Source organism: Romboutsia sp. 1001285H_161024_C4 (assembly GCF_015550185.1).
Taxonomy (GTDB): Bacteria; Bacillota; Clostridia; order Peptostreptococcales; family Peptostreptococcaceae; genus Romboutsia_C; species Romboutsia_C hominis.
Genome location: NZ_JADNAJ010000008.1, coordinates 1 through 17,419, shown reverse-complemented (window position 1 = coordinate 17,419; position 17,419 = coordinate 1). Strand labels below are relative to the sequence as shown.

Below are 17,419 nucleotides of genomic sequence, written 5' to 3'. Positions count from 1 at the left end.
TATAAAATATGTATATAATCTTTTAATTTGATAATAATTATAGTATAAGAAATATTTATTCCCCCAAACAATATATTCCTTATTCCCCTGAAGCACTTGCTAAGAAATTAGTAGGTGCTTTTTAATTTGAATACACATATACTTAAGTCAGAGATATACAAATAAATAAACAAAGTTAATAATGAATATATTCTTATATAATAAAATATTAAATTTCTAAATAAAACGAAAAAATAGAGAGATTAATTTTTATAATCTCTCTATTTTTTTATTTTATCTAAATTACATAAATTTAAATAGATATATTAAACCTACTATCCCAAGCACTATTAGCCCTATAGCAACATATCTTTCTATCTTAGTAAATTCAGGTTTGTCTGGCTCTATTTCTTTTCTTGCTTTTTTAAATACTGGAATACCTATCGCATAGATAATTAGTGATATTAATAAATATTCTAGCCCCGCTGCATATAATAACCATAACCCATATATAGTACCTATTATGGCAGTTATATATGCATAAGTACGGCTTGCAAATATTTTTTTCGGATAAGCATCCTCTTTTGAAGATATTTTATATAAGTATAAAGTTGAAGCTATATAACAAGGTAAAGCCATAACACTTGTTATACTTAACATCATATTCCAAGCATTTCCGGTAAAGTGAACACATATTAATATTATTTGCATTACAATAGTAGATGCAAGTAATGAAAATGATGGTGCTTCTTTTTTATTTTCTTTTGTAAATACTTTAGGGAATGTTCCATCTTTTGCCGCTGCATATGGTAATTCTGTTAACATAACTGTCCATATAAGCCAAGAACTTAAAATGGCTATAATTACACCAACATTCATTATTATACTACCCCATTTGCCCATTATAGTCATTAAGACTGCTGCAGTTGACGGTGGTGCCATTTTAGATACAGCCCCTTGAGGAACTACACCAAGTGGTAATAATGAAAGCATAGTGTATAGTAAAAGACAAGTTAAGAACCCTAAAAATGTAGCTTTCCCAACATCTTTTTGTGATTTAGCTCTACCAGATACAACAACCGCTCCTTCTATACCTGTAAATACCCATAAAGTTACCAGCATGGTACTCTTAACTTGAGGCAATAATCCACCTAGCGCGCTATCATGAACTGATGCAACAGTTTTTAAGCCCCAAAAATCAGTAAAGAAGAGTGAAACTTTAAATGATATAGCTAATACTAATATAAATATAGCTAATGGAACTAGTTTACCGATTGTTCCTATTACATTTAAAAATGCAGCCTGTTTAACACCTGATAAAACTGCAAAATAAATAACCCAAAGTACTATTGACCCACAAACAATAGACAACCAGTTATTCCCACCTGTAAAATATGATGGAAAGAAATAGTTAAGTGAATCCATTAATAGTACTGCATATCCTACATTGGCAAAAGAATTACATATCCAATACCCCCATGCCATTAAGAAACCTGTAAATTTACCAAATCCTAACTCACCATAAGCATATATACCAGTTGTCACATCTGGTCTGGCTGCTGCAAGCACTCTAAAAGTGTTTGCAATAAACCACATACCAAAACCAGTTATTATCCATGCAATTAGTATTGCACCGGCAGATGCATGCTGAGCCATATTTTGTGGTAGATTATAAACTCCACCACCTAGCATAGCGCTTATTACTACGCCCGCTAAAGCAACTACACCAAGCTTTTTAGTGCTATTATCTTTCGCTTCGCTACCGCTACTTTTATCGCTCATAATAGCCCTCCTAAATTTCATTAAGTTTTATGAAAATTACTAGCTTTAAGTGCATTTTGTAATTTAAACTCTTAACAAAATGTACTTAAAATAATTATTTCTGAGTACATTCTGTTAATGGCTTAAATTCCATCTCATCTAACCACTCATTAAGTGTTAATTGATTTAAACTTGAAAATCCGCTTTCAGGTACTGCATCTCTTGCTAAAGTTACATATGGAGCACAAGTTAATGCATTTCCGATTTCACCTGGTTTCATTATTGTATATGCAAATCCTACATAAGTTCTATCAAATACTACATGTGAATCTCTACCACACTCTTTAACTGACCAAGCAACTGCTTTTCTGTGTTTTTCTAAGAATTTTTTTAGATCTTCTTCATTATCATTTTTTGTCCAAAGTCCCGCATCTTCTATAAATAAATCCGCACAATTATCTCTATCATTTGATAATGAAATTGCTATAAATGACCAAACTCCGTAAGCTTCTCCTTCTTTTAAAGGTCTATTTTCTTTTGGTCTATAAGATGTAACACTCTTGTTTGCGCATATTACATGAGCTCCTGGTATTGTTGGGAAACGTCTATTTTTTTCTGTACCGAATAATTCAATACCTGCTTCTAATAAAGGTTTAGCGTCATACACTTTAAGTGGTGTTCCATCAAATTGTTCAACATCAAATAATGGTTGTTCTTTTTCATCCGCTATATTCATATGTGTTGCTAAATCATAACCCCATACTTGCCCTGCTATACCGCAAAAAGATGAAGCTGTAAGCATATTTATTTGACCGACATATGCATCATTTATTTCCGCTCTATCATATGAAACTATCCCGTCTAATAAAAAGTCATCTGTTTTTTTAACTGTACCAACAGAAACTGTAAGAACTGAAACATATCCATTTCCATAAGCTCCTGGCATTCCGTATCCATCACAGTAACGATTATATGGACTTATAGCTGTTTTATCTACCTTAGCCGCTCTTACTTTTCTTACCTTTCTGGGCCCTACCCCTATAGTTCGATTTCTCTGTTCTTCTAAATTCTTGTTCATTTTGAACACCTCCCAAAAATTATATACAGCAAATCGCTGTACATGAGTACATATACCCTTGACAAAAAAATAAAATCAGAAAACGTTTATTTCTTTATATTTAGAAATTTACTAAAGTTCTATATACTTGTACATTATTTTAATGATTATTTATATCATACGATTTATTAGATATAATAAACTTTTCCTTTAATAATTATAGATTTTTTCAATTTAACCTATTTTTTTGCATACATTATAATAAACCTAAAAAAATTTAATATGAATATAAAATTAATATCTCTAGATATATATGATGCTCTTCTAATAAATCAATAAACTATTTCTAAAAAAATAAAACTGCTTTTAAAAATGCTTTTACTAAAGGTATTTATGTTGCTATCACTACTGGCAGAGTATATGATTGTGCTAAATTATACTCTGATTAAATTGGATTAAACACTAATAATATCCTCTAATAAGGCTTTTATTGATAGAAGTGATGGGCAATCTATTTTCAATAACTCATTAACATCTAATGAATTTAAATATTTTTTAGATACTCAAAAAAAATATAGAGTATTTTCTTATTTAACTGCGAACTTTGGTATTGCATCAATTAATGTGCTTTCAGAAAATTATATTTATAAATTTTTAAATAATCATCTAAAAGACGATGGAAAAATCAAATTTGAAATTTAAAAAAAGATGAAATTATACATAGAAGTAATAGCAAAAATATTTATCAATGATTGAATACACAGAATTTAGAGTTTCTATTGAGAATATAATTTATAAAGCAAAAAATTCGCTCAATATATAACATCATCAAATACTAATTAAGATGTTGCTAATCTATAGAAAAATCCGTATTAAAAACATGTAACAATTAATGAAATATTACATATACATTAGTTATAAACAGTAACCAAATATGCTTGTATGTACATGTGATTCAGAAAATAATTATATTGTGAAAGCATGAGGGAAATATCTTTCTCAGGTGTCCCGTACTGATATAATAAGTTTTAGTTTTTGGAGGTATTATATGAAAAACTAGATATACTCTTTATTATATCTTATCGTATTAGTTACTATTAATTTTTTATTCTCTAAATTATTTAATACATCATTTATAGAAATGTCATTTTTAACAGGTTTATTAATATCAGTAATTATTTTTTATTTCTCTAGTGAAGGTGGCTTTTTTACTTCCAAAACTGACCTACCAATTAAACACTTATTAGAAAGTGAATCTCGTAGAAATACACATTTTTTAAGATTTTATATAAGTCCTCCCTTTATAGTTTCTGTGCTATATACTATAGTTGCTGCTATTTTAAGTATAATTGTATATTTGGAGTATTTTTAGTTAAAATTTAACTTACCAACATATTTATTAATTTATATCGATTTTTTAAATTTATTGTCATATAAAAAATTTATAAAAATAAAGCTATCCCTTCTAAGAGATAGCTTTATTTTTATTTCATTCTATTTAAAACTTTTTCAGTTTTTTTATACATTGGTAATGTTAGTAAAGACATTATCGTTGCCTTTAATATGTTAAATGGTGCTATTATCCATATAACAAAACTTAACTTATCTACGATTACTGGATTTATCGCTGCACCCATTTCTATAACTGCTTCAATTGGCATTATAGTACTATAAAATGGTAACATGATAAAGTAGTTAGATAAACACCCTACTATTGTCATTACTATAATTCCTAGTAAAAGGCCAATTATAAGATCTTTCGTTTCTCTTTTTTTGCTATATATATATGATACCGTCCATACAAATGATCCACCTATTATAAAGTTTGCTAGCTCTCCTACCCCGCCTGTAGTAGACATTCCTGTTATAAATTGAAGCAAATTCTTTAAAAAAGCTATTATAACACCAGCAGTAGGTCCTAAAGTTATTCCTCCTAAAAGTGCTGGTAAATCCGATACATCTATTTTTAAGAAATCTGGGAATAATACAGGTATTGGAACTGATATAAACATAAGTATATATCCAATAGCCGATAATATCCCTACCTTTACTAATGTAGATGTAGAAAACACCCTATTACTTTTAAGTGTTTGTTGCATAATTTTTACCTCCTAATTTTTATTAGGAAAAATAAAAAGCTCGAAGATCTTACCTTCGAGCCTTTATGGATATAGCAAAAACTATAAATATGTCCTTATATATAGATATTTCCATAAATACCTTCTCTCATCCAGACTTTACTGTCGGCTTTGGAATTTCACCAAATCATGCTACTATTGTAGCTCGCGGGCTATAACCGCCGGTAGGGAATTTCACCCTGCCCCGAAGATCTTCAGAAACTATTTAATTTTCCGTATACTTTAATAATATTAAATAGTTTATTCAAAGTCAACTGGTTATTAGATATAATTTTGGGGTATAGTTTTATTTCAATTACAATATTATTATACCCATAACTATCTTCTATAAACTATTTTTCCATCTATAATAGTCATTAGTACATTACTTTGTATTTCTAGAGGACAACCATCCCATACAACTATATCTGCATCTTTTCCAACCTCTAAAGATCCAACTCTATCATCTACTCCTAAAGTTTTGGCTGGATTTATAGTTATAGCTTCTAATGCTTTTTCTTTTTCCATACCATGTTTTACTGCTATTCCAGAGCATATTGGCAAGTACTGTACTGGTATTACAGGATGATCTGTCGTTAATGAAACTTGAAGTCCTTCTTTTGCAAGTATACCTGCTGTATCAAAAGTCAGATTTCTAAGCTCTATTTTAGATCTTTCTGATAATGATGGTCCAACTACAACAGGATATCCCTCTTCAGCTAATTCATCTGCTATAAGATGCCCTTCTGTGCAATGATCTAAGGTTAACTTTATATCAAATTCTTTAGCTATTCTTATAGCTGTGAATATGTCATCTGCTCTATGTGCATGAACTTTAAATGGTATTTCACCCTTTAATATAGGTATCATACATTCCATTTTCATATCATATTCTGGTTTATCATGATCTTCATGTTCTTCGTATAACTCTATTTCTTCTAAATATTCTTCAGCTTTTTTTAAATGCTCTCTTAAAAGTGCAGCTATAGCCATTCTAGTTTGAGGCATTTTTTCATCTCTACCATAACAACTCTTCGGATTTTCTCCAAATGCAATTTTTGACGCTACTGGATTTTTTAGAACCATTTTATCTATTCTTTTTCCATAAGTTTTTATAGCTATACATTCTCCACCCATCACATTAGCACTTCCAGGTGTTGTACATACTGATGTTATACCACCTTGGACTGCTTCTGTAAATGTATTATCCATTGGATTTATACCATCTATTGGATTTAAGTGTGGTGTTATAGGGTCTGTTTCTTCATTTCCATCAGCACCCTCAAATCCCATTCCATCTTCCCATAATCCTAGATGCGTATGTGCATCTATAAATCCTGGAAATACAAATTTTCCTTCTACATCTATTGTTTTTATATCCTCTTGAGAAGTTATATTACTTCCTATTTCTTTTATTTTTCCATTTTCTATAAGGATATCTCCTTCAATTATTCCATTTGTTATAGTGTTTATTACACCATTTTTTATAAGAAGCATATCTTCCCTCCTAATATAGTTTATATGTTCATAGATAAAGCTACTCTTTGTTTATCCATATCTACTCCTATAACTTTTACATCTATAATATCTCCTACTGTAACTATGTCCATAGGATCCTTTACAAAACTTTTACTCATTTGAGATTTGTGAACTAATCCGTCATTTTTTATACCTATATCAACAAATGCACCAAAGTCTACTACGTTTCTAACTGTTCCTTTTAATACCATTCCTTCTTTAATATCTTCTATTTTTAAGACATCTGTTCTGAGTACAGGTTTCATACCGTCTTCTCTAGGGTCCCTACCTGGCTTTTTAATTTCAGATATAATGTCTTTTAATGTTAATTCTCCAACTTCTAACTCTTCACTTAATTTTTTAAGCCCTATTTGTTCAACTTTAGCATCTATACCTTCTATATTTTTATTTCTTAAGTCATCCATTGAGTATCCTAATAATTTTAACATACTTTCACAAATCTTATAACTTTCTGGGTGAACTGAAGTATTATCTAAAGGATTCTTAGCATCTAATATTCTCATAAAACCTGCACATTGAGTGAAGGCTTGAGGCCCTAGTCTTTTTACTTTTTTAAGTTGTGCTCTAGATGTGAAATCTCCATTTTCTTCTCTATATGCTACTATATTTTTAGCTATACTATGGCTTATACCAGCAATATGCTCTAATAAAGAATATGATGCAGTATTTAAGTCTACTCCAACACTATTAACTGAATCTTCAACAACTCCACCTAGAACCTGCTCTAATCTTTTTTGATTAAGGTCATGTTGGTATTGACCTACACCTATACTCTTAGGGTCTATTTTTACAAGTTCTGCTAATGGATCTTGTAGCCTTCTAGCTATTGATATGGCACCTCTTATAGATACGTTTATGTCTGGATGTTCTTCATTTGCAAGTTCTGATGCAGAATATACAGATGCTCCTGCTTCATTTACTATTATGTATTGAACGTCTTCATCCATCTCTTTAATCATATCTGATACTATTTTTTCCGATTCTCTGGATGCTGTTCCATTTCCTATAGATATTATATCTATGGAATATTTTCTTATTAATTCTTTTAACTCTTTTTTAGCTTCTTCTACTTTGTTTTGTGGCTGTGTAGGATAAACAGTTGTAAAGTCTAATAATTTACCATTTTTATCTACAACAGCTATTTTACATCCTGTCCTAAATGCTGGGTCAAATCCCATGACTACCTTGTCTTTAACAGGTGGCTGTAATAATAAACTTTTTATATTTTTACCAAATACACTTATTGCTCTTTCTTGTGCATTTTCTGTTAGTTGATTTCTTATTTCTCTTTCTATAGATGGGAATATTAATCTCTTATAAGCATCCTCTATAGATGATATTATTTCTTCTTTTAATTTATTCTTTTCTTTTACATATTCATTTACTATATGATTTATTACTTTATCATTGTTTATTTCTAATTTAACTTTTAAGAATCCTTCCTTTTCCCCTCTATTTACTGCTAGTACTCTGTGAGGAGCCATTGTCTTTACTGCTTCATTGTAGTCATAGTACATATCATAAACTGATTTTTCATCTTTAGAATTTTTTGTACTAATCATACCTTCTCTTAATGCTAATTCTCTTATATATTTTCTTATCTTAGCATCTTCTGAAACTATTTCGGCAATTATATCTTTTGCTCCTTTTATAGCATCATCTTCACTATTTACGTCTTTTTCTGAGTTAATGTATTTTTTAGCTTCTATACTTATATTTTCTACTTCTCCATTTAGTATAGCTAAAGCAAAATTTTCTAATCCTTTTTCTTTTGCTATAGTTGCTCTTGTTCTTTTCTTTTGTTTAAATGGAGCATAAATATCTTCTACTTCCTGAAGTGTATTTGCTTTTGCTATGTTTTTCTGTAATTCTTCAGTAAGTTTTCCTTGCTCTTCTATGATTCTTATGACATCTTCTTTTCTACTTTCTAAATTTCTTAAATATACTAGCTTATCATGAAAAGCTCTCAATACAACATCGCTCATTTCACCAGTCATTTCTTTTCTATATCTAGCTATGAAAGGAATTGTATTGCCTTCGTCTATAAGCTTGATAGTATTTTTTATTTGTTCATCTCTAAGGTTAAACTCTTTTTTTAAGATTTCATTTATTTTCATATTTGTCCTCTTCTTTCGTAGAAATTTATATGTAGCCTCAAAATAGGGCTCGAGAATAAAATTCTCAAGCCCTTATTTTACTATTTACTAGATTTATTCATTTTTAAATATTCATTTATAAATAAATCTATATTTCCATCCATTACGCTATCTACATTACCTACTTCTGCATTAGTTCTATGATCTTTAACTAACTTGTATGGTTGGAATACATATGACCTGATTTGACTTCCCCAAGTTATTTGAGAATATTTACCTTGAATGTCTTCTATCTTTTCTTTTTGCTCTAACTCCTTAAGTTCTATAAGCTTCGCCATAAGCATTCTCATTGCTGTATCTTTATTTTTATGCTGAGATCTTTCGTTTTGACACTGAACTACTACCCCTGTAGGAATATGTGTTATTCTTACAGCTGAATCTGTAGTATTTACATGCTGTCCTCCTGCTCCAGAGGCTCTGTATGTGTCTATTTTCAAATCAGCTTGGTTAATATCTATATTTATACTTTCATCTAACTCTGGTAGCACATCTATTGATGCAAATGAAGTATGTCTCTTTCCTGATGGATCGAAAGGAGATATTCTTACTATACGATGAACTCCCTTTTCACTCTTTAGGTATCCATATGCATTTATTCCTTCTATTAGAAGTGTTGCACTTTTTATACCTGCTGCTGGGTCTGATAGCATATCTAAGACTTTAACCTTATAATCCTTACCTTCTCCCCATCTAATATACATTCTTAGTAACATTTGTGCCCAATCTTGAGCATCTAAACCACCAGTTCCTGCATTTATAGATAAAATTGCATTATTTTTATCATATTCTCCGCTAAGTAATGTTTTAATTTTAAGAGTATCTATTTCTTTTTCAAGGTTCGATATAGACTCTTCTATTTCTTTTTCTATAGATTCATCATTTTCTTCTAGTCCTAATTCTATTAAAACTTCGATTTCTTCTAATGAATCTTTTAAAGTGTTAAATTCTCCTACTGTTTCTTTTAAAACCTTATTTTCTTGAAGAACCTTCTGAGCAAGTTCATTGTTGTTCCAAAAATCTTGCTCGTTCATTTTTTTCTCATTTTCTTCTATTTTAGCTAGTGCACCAGCAATGTCAAAGAGAAACCCTCATTTCATCTAGATTTGAAGACATTGACTCTATGCTATTTCTATAGTCTTGTAATTTTAACATTTCTGTCCTCCGAAATTATCTACCACAACATTTTTTGTATTTTTTCCCACTTCCACAAGGGCAATCATCATTTCTTCCTACTGACTCTTCTTTTCTAACAGTTTTGTTTGATGATTCTTCATCAGTATTTGATGATAAGTGGTCAACATCTATAACCTGTTTTCTTTCTACAGGCTCTTCTATAGTTATATTAAATAGGTATCTTACAGTATCTTCTTTGATATGCTTAGTCATTTCATCAAACATATCAAATCCTTCCATTTTGTATGCAACTACTGGATCTTGTTGACCTATTGCACGAAGACCTATTCCTTGACGTAATTGATCCATCGCATCTATGTGGTCTATCCAATGGTTATCTACTGATTGAAGTAATACTACTCTTTCAACTTCTCTCATTCTTTCAGATCCTATTCTTTCCTCTTTACCTTGATATATCTTCATTGCTATGTTATAAACTTCTTCTACTATTTGAGCAGTATTAAGTTTTTCCACATCTGGTATTTCTATACTTCCTTTTGGTAGGAATACATGATATAAGTAATCCCTAAATCCAACGAAATTAAATCCATTTTCTAAAGTATATGCAGCTACTGTGTCTTCTATTATAGATAAGATCATGCCTTGTATTTGTTCTTGTAAGTTTTCACCCTCTAATACACGTCTTCTCTCAGCGTAGATTATTTCTCTTTGCTTATTCATAACATCATCATATTGAAGTACATGTTTTCTTATACCAAAGTTTCTACCTTCAACTTTCTTTTGAGCACTTTCTATTGATTTAGTTAACATCTTATGCTCTATAGGCATATCTTCTTCAAGACCTATTTTTTCAACAACAGAAGTTATTCTTTCGCTTCCGAATAATCTCATAAGGTCATCTTCTAAAGATATATAGAATCTTGAACTACCTGGGTCCCCTTGACGACCAGCACGTCCTCTTAACTGGTTATCTATTCTTCTAGATTCATGTCTTTCTGTACCTATGATAGCTAAACCACCAGCTTTTAAAACTTCTTCTTGCTCTGCTTGAGTTTGCGCTTTATATTTTGCATATAATTTTATGTATTCTTCTCTAGCTGCAAATAATTCTTCATTTCCTTCTTTTTCTATTCCCTCTAATGATGAATCTACTTTATTTATAATGTCTTCTTCGTATCCCATTTTCTTCATTTCTTTTTTAGTTAAGAAAGTAGGGTTCCCTCCTAGAACTATATCCGTACCACGACCTGCCATGTTAGTTGCTATTGTTACTGCTCCTAATCTACCAGCTTGTGATATTATTTCTGCTTCTTTTTCATGGTATTTTGCATTTAATACTTCATGCTTTATTCCTCTTCTTTTTAATAGATGAGATAATAATTCTGAAGTTTCTATTGAAACTGTACCTACTAGTATAGGTTGCTTTGTTTTATGTCTTTCTATTATATCCTCAGCAACTGCATTAAATTTACCTTTCATATTTTTATATACAGAGTCTGGTAAATCTTCTCTTTGTATCCCTTTATTTGTAGGTATTTGAACAACATCCATTTTGTATATTGCTTTAAATTCTTCTTCTTCAGTTTTAGCTGTACCTGTCATACCTGATAACTTGTTGTACATTCTGAAGTAATTTTGGAATGTTACAGTAGCTAATGTTTTTGATTCTCTTTGTATTCTTAATCCTTCTTTAGCTTCTATAGCTTGGTGTAATCCTTCAGAGTATCTTCTACCAAACATAAGTCTTCCTGTAAATTCATCAACTATAACTATTTCTCCATCTTTAGATACATAGTCAACATCACGTTTCATTATAACGTGCGCTTTTAATGCTTGGTTTATATGGTGATATAACTCTATATGAGCTACATCAGTTATATTATCAACATTGAAGTAAATTTCTGATTTTTGTATACCTGATTCTGTTAAAGACACCGCTTTTTGTTTTTCTTCTATCTCATAGTCATCTGGCTTTAGTGTTAATACAAATGTATTTGCATCCGAATATAAATGAGTAGATTTATCTCCAGGTCCTGATATGATAAGAGGAGTTCTTGCTTCATCGACAAGTATTGAATCGACCTCATCCACTATAGCATAGTTTAATTCTCTTTGAACCATTTGTTCTTTATGTATTACCATATTATCTTTTAGGTAATCAAACCCATACTCATTATTTGTTCCATAAGTTATGTCACATTGATATTGTTCTCTTCTAACTTGTGGGTTTTGACCGTGAACTATTACACCTACAGTCATCCCTAAAAACTCATATACTTTTCCCATTTGCTCTTTATCACGTTTTGCTAAGTAATCATTTACAGTTACTACATGTACCCCTTTTCCTGTAAGAGCGTTTAGGTATACTGGAGCTGTTGCAACCAACGTTTTACCTTCCCCTGTTTTCATCTCTGCTATTCTACCTTGATGTAGCACTATCCCACCTATAAGCTGTACTCTATAGTGTCTCATACCTAGTACTCTTTTAGATGCTTCTCTAACTACAGCAAATGCTTCTGGTAAAATACTATCTATACTTTCTCCACCATCTAGTCTTTCTCTGAATATATTAGTCATATTCTTCAGTTCTTTATCTGTCATAGGCTCGAACTTTGATTCTAAAGAGTCTATTTCATCAACTATCTTATTGAATTTTTTTAGTTCTCTTCTATCTGCCATATTGAATAAATTATCTAAAAAACCCATGTTTAGCATCTCTCCTCGCTCATTTATTATACTATTATACATTTTACCATAAAAACAATAGATTTTATATTGTTATATTTACCATGTATTTACTTGATCTTGCTTAATATTTTAATTTTGCAATTATTATCTACAAACAAAATAAATGCCACTAACAAAGATTTTATATGTCTTTAATTAGTGGCATTATTTTTAATATATAAATACATTAATACAGCTTACTCATGTTCTATCATTCCATATCCACCATTTCTACGTCTATAAACTATAGAAATATCATCAGTATCAACATTTCTGAACATATAGAAATCATGTCCTATAAGATCCATTTGTAAAACAGCTTCTTCTGCACTCATAGGCTTCATATCAAATTTCTTATGTCTTTCTATAACTATGTCTATATTTTCTTCATCCTCAGAATAATCACTATCCTCTAATAAATCATCTGTTTGATATCTTATACTCTCATTTACATGGTGTCTATCCTGCAATCTTTTTTTATATTTTCTTAATTGAGTATTTAATTTATCGTATACAACATCTATAGCAGCATATAAATTTTCTTCTATATCTTCTGCTCTTATTATTGGTCCACTTATAGGGATTATTGTTACTTCTATTTTGTGTCTAGCTTTTTTAGCACTAACAGTTACTTTAGCCTCTGTTGATGGATGAAGATAATAATCTAACTTACCTATTTTTTCTTCTATCGATGACTTTATTCCATCTGTTAGTTCTATTTGTTTTCCAGATATAATTATATTCATAAGAACATCTCCCTTCGGTTATAACGGTATAAAACTTATATTTTATACTTACATAATATATTCTATATCGACTTATACAATCCTTTATTTTTATTGTTTACTTTTATAATTCATTATATTCAAATAAAGTTATATTATTTTATTTATTAATATTTACTATTATCATGTGGATTAATGTTTTTATTACCTTTGTGGATAATGTGGATAAATTTGTTAATAACTCTTAAATACTGTATTTCTAGCTATTCATAATTCTTCAACTATCCACATATATCAATAATAATTGTGATTAATTTGTGAATTATTGTCGTAATTTAAATTTTTGTAAAAAAAAAAGCACCTCTGAAGGTACTTTTGAATATTTAGCTGACCTGGTTTTTGACCCCACACTCGCCTACTGGAGGGTTCGCTTGGGTTTGCCGCACTACTAGCTCTCTCGATTTTATATCGGTAGGTCTTACTTCTAAGCCGCACCATGATCATTAACCCAATTTTTAGTGTTAACTTACGTGGATCCCTTTGCCTGCGACTGGCTTGGACTTTCAACCACAGACCTAAATATTACTTATCTATTTTAATATTTTAGTAACTTAATGTCAATAGTAATTTTAGGTATCAATGGTTCTAGTTAAAAATGTTATCACTGTAATCCTATTTACATTATTTAACTTTAATATTTTTGATATTTCATTTACTGTTGACCCTGTTGTAAAAATATCATCCACTAATAAAATATTCTTATTTTTTAATTTGAACGATTCTTCCTTTAATTCAAATACATTCTTTAATTCTTTCTTCCTCTCTTCTTTATTCAATTTGTAAAGTCTTTTTGTATTTTCAGTTCTTACAATTATATCTAAAACATCTTTACCTAATATCTCACCTAAGTACTTAGCTATTTTCTCTGATTGATTAAAACCTCTTTTTCTTTGTCTTTTTTTATGAAGTGGAACAAACAAAATATAATCAAATTCTAAAGACTCTAATTGTATCCTTTCTTTCATTATAGTCGCTATATATCTACTCATATATGTCTTGCTATTATACTTTAATCCAAAAACTACTTTTTTGCTAAATTCACTATATTCTATACATGATATAGCTCTATCAAAATAAAAAGATTTACATTTGCAATATCTACAATTGTAAATATCTATTTCTTCTAAAGAATCATTGATAGTTGGTTTTCCACATTTTAGGCATCCATCTAATATAAAATGTAATTCCTTAAAGCAAGATGTACATAATGAATATGTATTTGTAGTTTTTATAGGATTGTTGCAAATTATACAAGATATATTATCTGGATACAATAATTCTAAACTTGTATGAAATATTTCTCTTATTAGTTTTTGTTTATGTATTAAGAAATTATACATCTATTTAATTAACAAACCTTCTTCCTTAAATTTATTTAGCTTATAGGATAAATTTGAATGTCTATTATTAATTCTATTGTTCTTTATCATGTATTCTAAATACTTTACATCTCCTACTAGTACAACTAGTTTTTTTGCTCTAGTTACTGCTGTATATAATAAATTTCTACTTAAAAGCATTGGTGGCGCCCAGGTTATAGGTATTACAACTATTGGAAACTCACTTCCTTGGCTTTTATGAATAGTAGTACAATAACTATGATCTAACTCATCTAACTCATCATAGGTATATGATACAATTTTGACTTGATCGAATATAACGTATACTATTCTTTTATCTTTATCTATATGATATACATATCCAATATCACCATTGTATATACCTTCTCCACTATCAGTTTTATCCTCATTTTCCCATTTTCTAGTATAATTATTTTTTATTTGCATGACTTTATCGCCAACTCTAAAAATCCTTCGTTGGAAGTTTTCCTCTACTTTATACTTTTCTGGTTTATTAAGATACTTTTGAAGTTCTATATTTAGATTTGTAACTCCTAAATCTCCTTTTCTCATAGAAGATAAAACTTGTATATCTTTTAATTTATCTACATTATAAAATTTAGGCAATCTCTCACTTACTAAACCTATTATTTCATTTATTATCTCTTCATTGGTATTTTTTCTTATAAAAAAGAAGTCTTTTCCTTTGGAGTTTAAATGTAATGGCTGGCCATTATTTATTTTATGGGCATTAACTACTATCATACTTTCTTGAGCTTGCCTAAATATCTCAGTTAATCTAACTACTTTTATAACACAAGAATCTATCATATCTTTAAGTACATTTCCTGCACCTACTGATGGTAATTGGTCACTATCACCAACTAATATAACCCTTGTTCCAGGTTTAATTGCCCTTAGTAAAGAGTACATTAGTAAAATATCAACCATAGAAACCTCATCTATTATTATTACATCGGCTTTTATTGGCTCTTCTTCATTTTTCATAAATTGAAGTTCATCACTATCTGTTGCATATCCCATTTCTAGCAATCTATGTATAGTCTTAGCCTCTTTACTTGAAGTTTCACTCATCCTCTTTGCTGCTCTTCCTGTTGGGGCAGCTAATACAACTTCTTGATTATTATTTTCAAATATTTTTATTATGGTGTTTATAGTAGTGGTTTTTCCTGTTCCCGGACCACCAGTTATTATTACTACTCCACCTTCTATTGCTTCTTTTACAGCTAACATTTGATTGTTAGCAAGCTTTATACCTTCTTCTTTTTCTACTACTCTTATCTCTTCTTCTATATCTATATTTAAATCTTTAAATTCATGCTGAGATAATTTTATTATTTGTTTACATACTCCATTTTCCGATAAATAGTATGGTATTAAATATATTAGATGTTTATTATCTTTTTTCTCTATATGTATTTTTTGATCATATGCAAGTTCTAGTATGCACTCTTTTACAAGCTCTCCTTTTACCTCTAATAATTTAATAGCTTCTTGTATAAGGATATTTTCTGGTAGGTATGTATGACCATTCCCTAATGATTGGTTTAGAGTATAGAGTATTCCTTGAGAGACCCTATCTTTTGAATTTTTTTCAATTCCTATTTTACTAGCTATATTATCTGCTATTTTGAATCCAACACCTCTTATATCTTCCGCTAATTTATATGGATTCTTGTTTATAACTTCAATAGCTTTGTTTTTATACTTTTTATATATTTTCATACAGTAGTTAGGAGTTATTCCATATGGAGAAAGTTCTATTATTATATTTCTAAGTTCTCTATTTTCTTCATAGCTTTTTACTATCTGATCTATTTTCTTTTGACCTATACCATCCACTTCACTCAGCCTATGAGGATTATTTTGAATTATATCTAATGTACTTACTCCAAACTTATCCACTATTTTTTTTGCCATTTTTTCGCCGATTCCATGTATCATACCAGAAGATAAGTATACATATATCCCCTCCAGAGATGTTGGTGTTACTGGCATAAATTTATTTACTTCAAACTGAGTTCCATAAGTTTTATGATTTGTCCATTTTCCTTCAACTTCTATGCTTTCCCCCACCGATAAGGTAGGCATACAACCAACTATGACTACTTCATTATCTGAGTTAGCCAAGTGGGCTATAGTGTACCCATTATCCTCATTTTTAAATACTATATCACTTATCATTCCTTCTAATCTTTCCATATTCATCTCCTACAACCCATAATATTTCTATCGTTCACTTAAGTTGTATTTATTATACCTTTTATACAAAAAAAATTCACCCCTTGAACTGGGGTGAATTCTCTATAGTTATTTTAAATTATTGTCCTAATGCTTCTTTTCTTAATAGCTCTGCTTTATCAGTTCTTTCCCATGGTAAATCTATATCTGTTCTACCAAAGTGACCATAAGCTGCTACTTGCTTGTATATAGGTCTTCTTAAGTCTAAATCTCTTATTATTGCTCCTGGTCTTAAATCGAAGTGTTTATTTACTAATTCTACTAACTTAGATTCTTCAACTTTTCCAGTTCCAAAAGTATCTATAAATACTGATAATGGTCTAGCAACACCTATTGCGTAAGCTAACTCTATTTCACATTTATCTGCAAGTCCTGCTGCTACTATGTTTTTAGCTACATATCTTGCTGCATAAGCTGCTGATCTATCAACCTTTGTTGGGTCTTTTCCTGAGAATGCTCCTCCACCGTGTCTTGAGTATCCTCCATAAGTATCTATTATTATTTTTCTTCCTGTAAGACCTGTATCTCCTTGTGGTCCTCCTATAACGAATCTTCCTGTTGG

The 17,419-nt window shown here is 30.0% G+C and carries 11 protein-coding genes and 1 riboswitch; all 11 genes read right to left on the bottom strand.

The window, feature by feature from the left end; translation table 11 throughout:
• Positions 1-282: 282 nt before the first annotated feature.
• Positions 283-1,761, bottom strand: coding sequence for a basic amino acid/polyamine antiporter (locus I1959_RS12255; protein ID WP_166506102.1), 1,479 nt, complete (start codon positions 1,759-1,761; stop codon positions 283-285).
• Between the two features lie 94 nt (positions 1,762-1,855).
• On the bottom strand, positions 1,856-2,818 hold the full coding sequence (gene hdcA, locus I1959_RS12250) for a histidine decarboxylase, pyruvoyl type (RefSeq protein WP_092921928.1): 963 nt from the start codon (positions 2,816-2,818) through the stop codon (positions 1,856-1,858).
• Positions 2,819-4,281: 1,463 nt separating this feature from the next.
• Complete coding sequence (locus I1959_RS12245; RefSeq protein ID WP_195238466.1) at positions 4,282-4,896, bottom strand: ECF transporter S component; 615 nt, start codon at positions 4,894-4,896, stop codon at positions 4,282-4,284.
• A 115-nt stretch (positions 4,897-5,011) separates the two neighbouring features.
• A riboswitch (FMN riboswitch) is annotated at positions 5,012-5,131 on the bottom strand.
• 122 nt (positions 5,132-5,253) lie between these two features.
• Positions 5,254-6,411: an amidohydrolase gene (locus I1959_RS12240; RefSeq protein ID WP_195238458.1), complete on the bottom strand. Its 1,158-nt coding sequence runs from the start codon at positions 6,409-6,411 to the stop codon at positions 5,254-5,256.
• A gap of 20 nt (positions 6,412-6,431) precedes the next feature.
• Positions 6,432-8,570 (bottom strand): Tex family protein, encoded by a 2,139-nt coding sequence (locus tag I1959_RS12235; protein WP_195238456.1) that lies wholly within the window; start codon positions 8,568-8,570, stop codon positions 6,432-6,434.
• 80 nt (positions 8,571-8,650) lie between these two features.
• Positions 8,651-9,761 (bottom strand): peptide chain release factor 2 gene (gene prfB / locus I1959_RS12230; protein WP_195238454.1). Its coding sequence is split into 2 segments (ribosomal slippage): positions 8,651-9,685 and positions 9,687-9,761, totalling 1,110 coding nucleotides; the frame shifts between segments, so codons are not numbered across the junction.
• Positions 9,762-9,776: 15 nt separating this feature from the next.
• Entirely contained in the window at positions 9,777-12,449 is a 2,673-nt protein-coding gene (gene secA / locus I1959_RS12225) for a preprotein translocase subunit SecA (RefSeq protein WP_195238452.1), read from the bottom strand.
• Between the two features lie 218 nt (positions 12,450-12,667).
• The gene (hpf, locus tag I1959_RS12220) at positions 12,668-13,216 is read right to left on the bottom strand and encodes a ribosome hibernation-promoting factor, HPF/YfiA family (protein WP_092921917.1); all 549 of its coding nucleotides are present in this window, start codon (positions 13,214-13,216) and stop codon (positions 12,668-12,670) included.
• A gap of 608 nt (positions 13,217-13,824) precedes the next feature.
• Positions 13,825-14,595 (bottom strand): ComF family protein, encoded by a 771-nt coding sequence (locus I1959_RS12215; protein ID WP_195238442.1) that lies wholly within the window; start codon positions 14,593-14,595, stop codon positions 13,825-13,827.
• Positions 14,596-16,818 (bottom strand): SF1B family DNA helicase RecD2, encoded by a 2,223-nt coding sequence (gene recD2 / locus I1959_RS12210; protein WP_195238440.1) that lies wholly within the window; start codon positions 16,816-16,818, stop codon positions 14,596-14,598.
• Between the two features lie 118 nt (positions 16,819-16,936).
• A partial coding sequence (locus I1959_RS12205) for a methionine adenosyltransferase domain-containing protein (RefSeq protein WP_195238431.1) occupies positions 16,937-17,419 on the bottom strand: 483 nt, incomplete at its 5' end.

Excerpts from the sequence above, each read along its gene's own strand:
- recD2 (WP_195238440.1), bottom strand. The coding sequence starts at position 16,818 with ATGGAAAGATTAGAAGGAATGATAAGTGATATAGTATTTAAAAATGAG.
- I1959_RS12240 (WP_195238458.1), bottom strand. The coding sequence starts at position 6,411 with ATGCTTCTTATAAAAAATGGTGTAATAAACACTATAACAAATGGAATA.
- hdcA (WP_092921928.1), bottom strand. The coding sequence starts at position 2,818 with ATGAACAAGAATTTAGAAGAACAGAGAAATCGAACTATAGGGGTAGGG.
- I1959_RS12245 (WP_195238466.1), bottom strand. The coding sequence starts at position 4,896 with ATGCAACAAACACTTAAAAGTAATAGGGTGTTTTCTACATCTACATTA.
- hpf (WP_092921917.1), bottom strand. The coding sequence starts at position 13,216 with ATGAATATAATTATATCTGGAAAACAAATAGAACTAACAGATGGAATA.
- I1959_RS12255 (WP_166506102.1), bottom strand. The coding sequence starts at position 1,761 with ATGAGCGATAAAAGTAGCGGTAGCGAAGCGAAAGATAATAGCACTAAA.
- secA (WP_195238452.1), bottom strand. The coding sequence starts at position 12,449 with ATGGGTTTTTTAGATAATTTATTCAATATGGCAGATAGAAGAGAACTA.
- I1959_RS12235 (WP_195238456.1), bottom strand. The coding sequence starts at position 8,570 with ATGAAAATAAATGAAATCTTAAAAAAAGAGTTTAACCTTAGAGATGAA.
- I1959_RS12215 (WP_195238442.1), bottom strand. The coding sequence starts at position 14,595 with ATGTATAATTTCTTAATACATAAACAAAAACTAATAAGAGAAATATTT.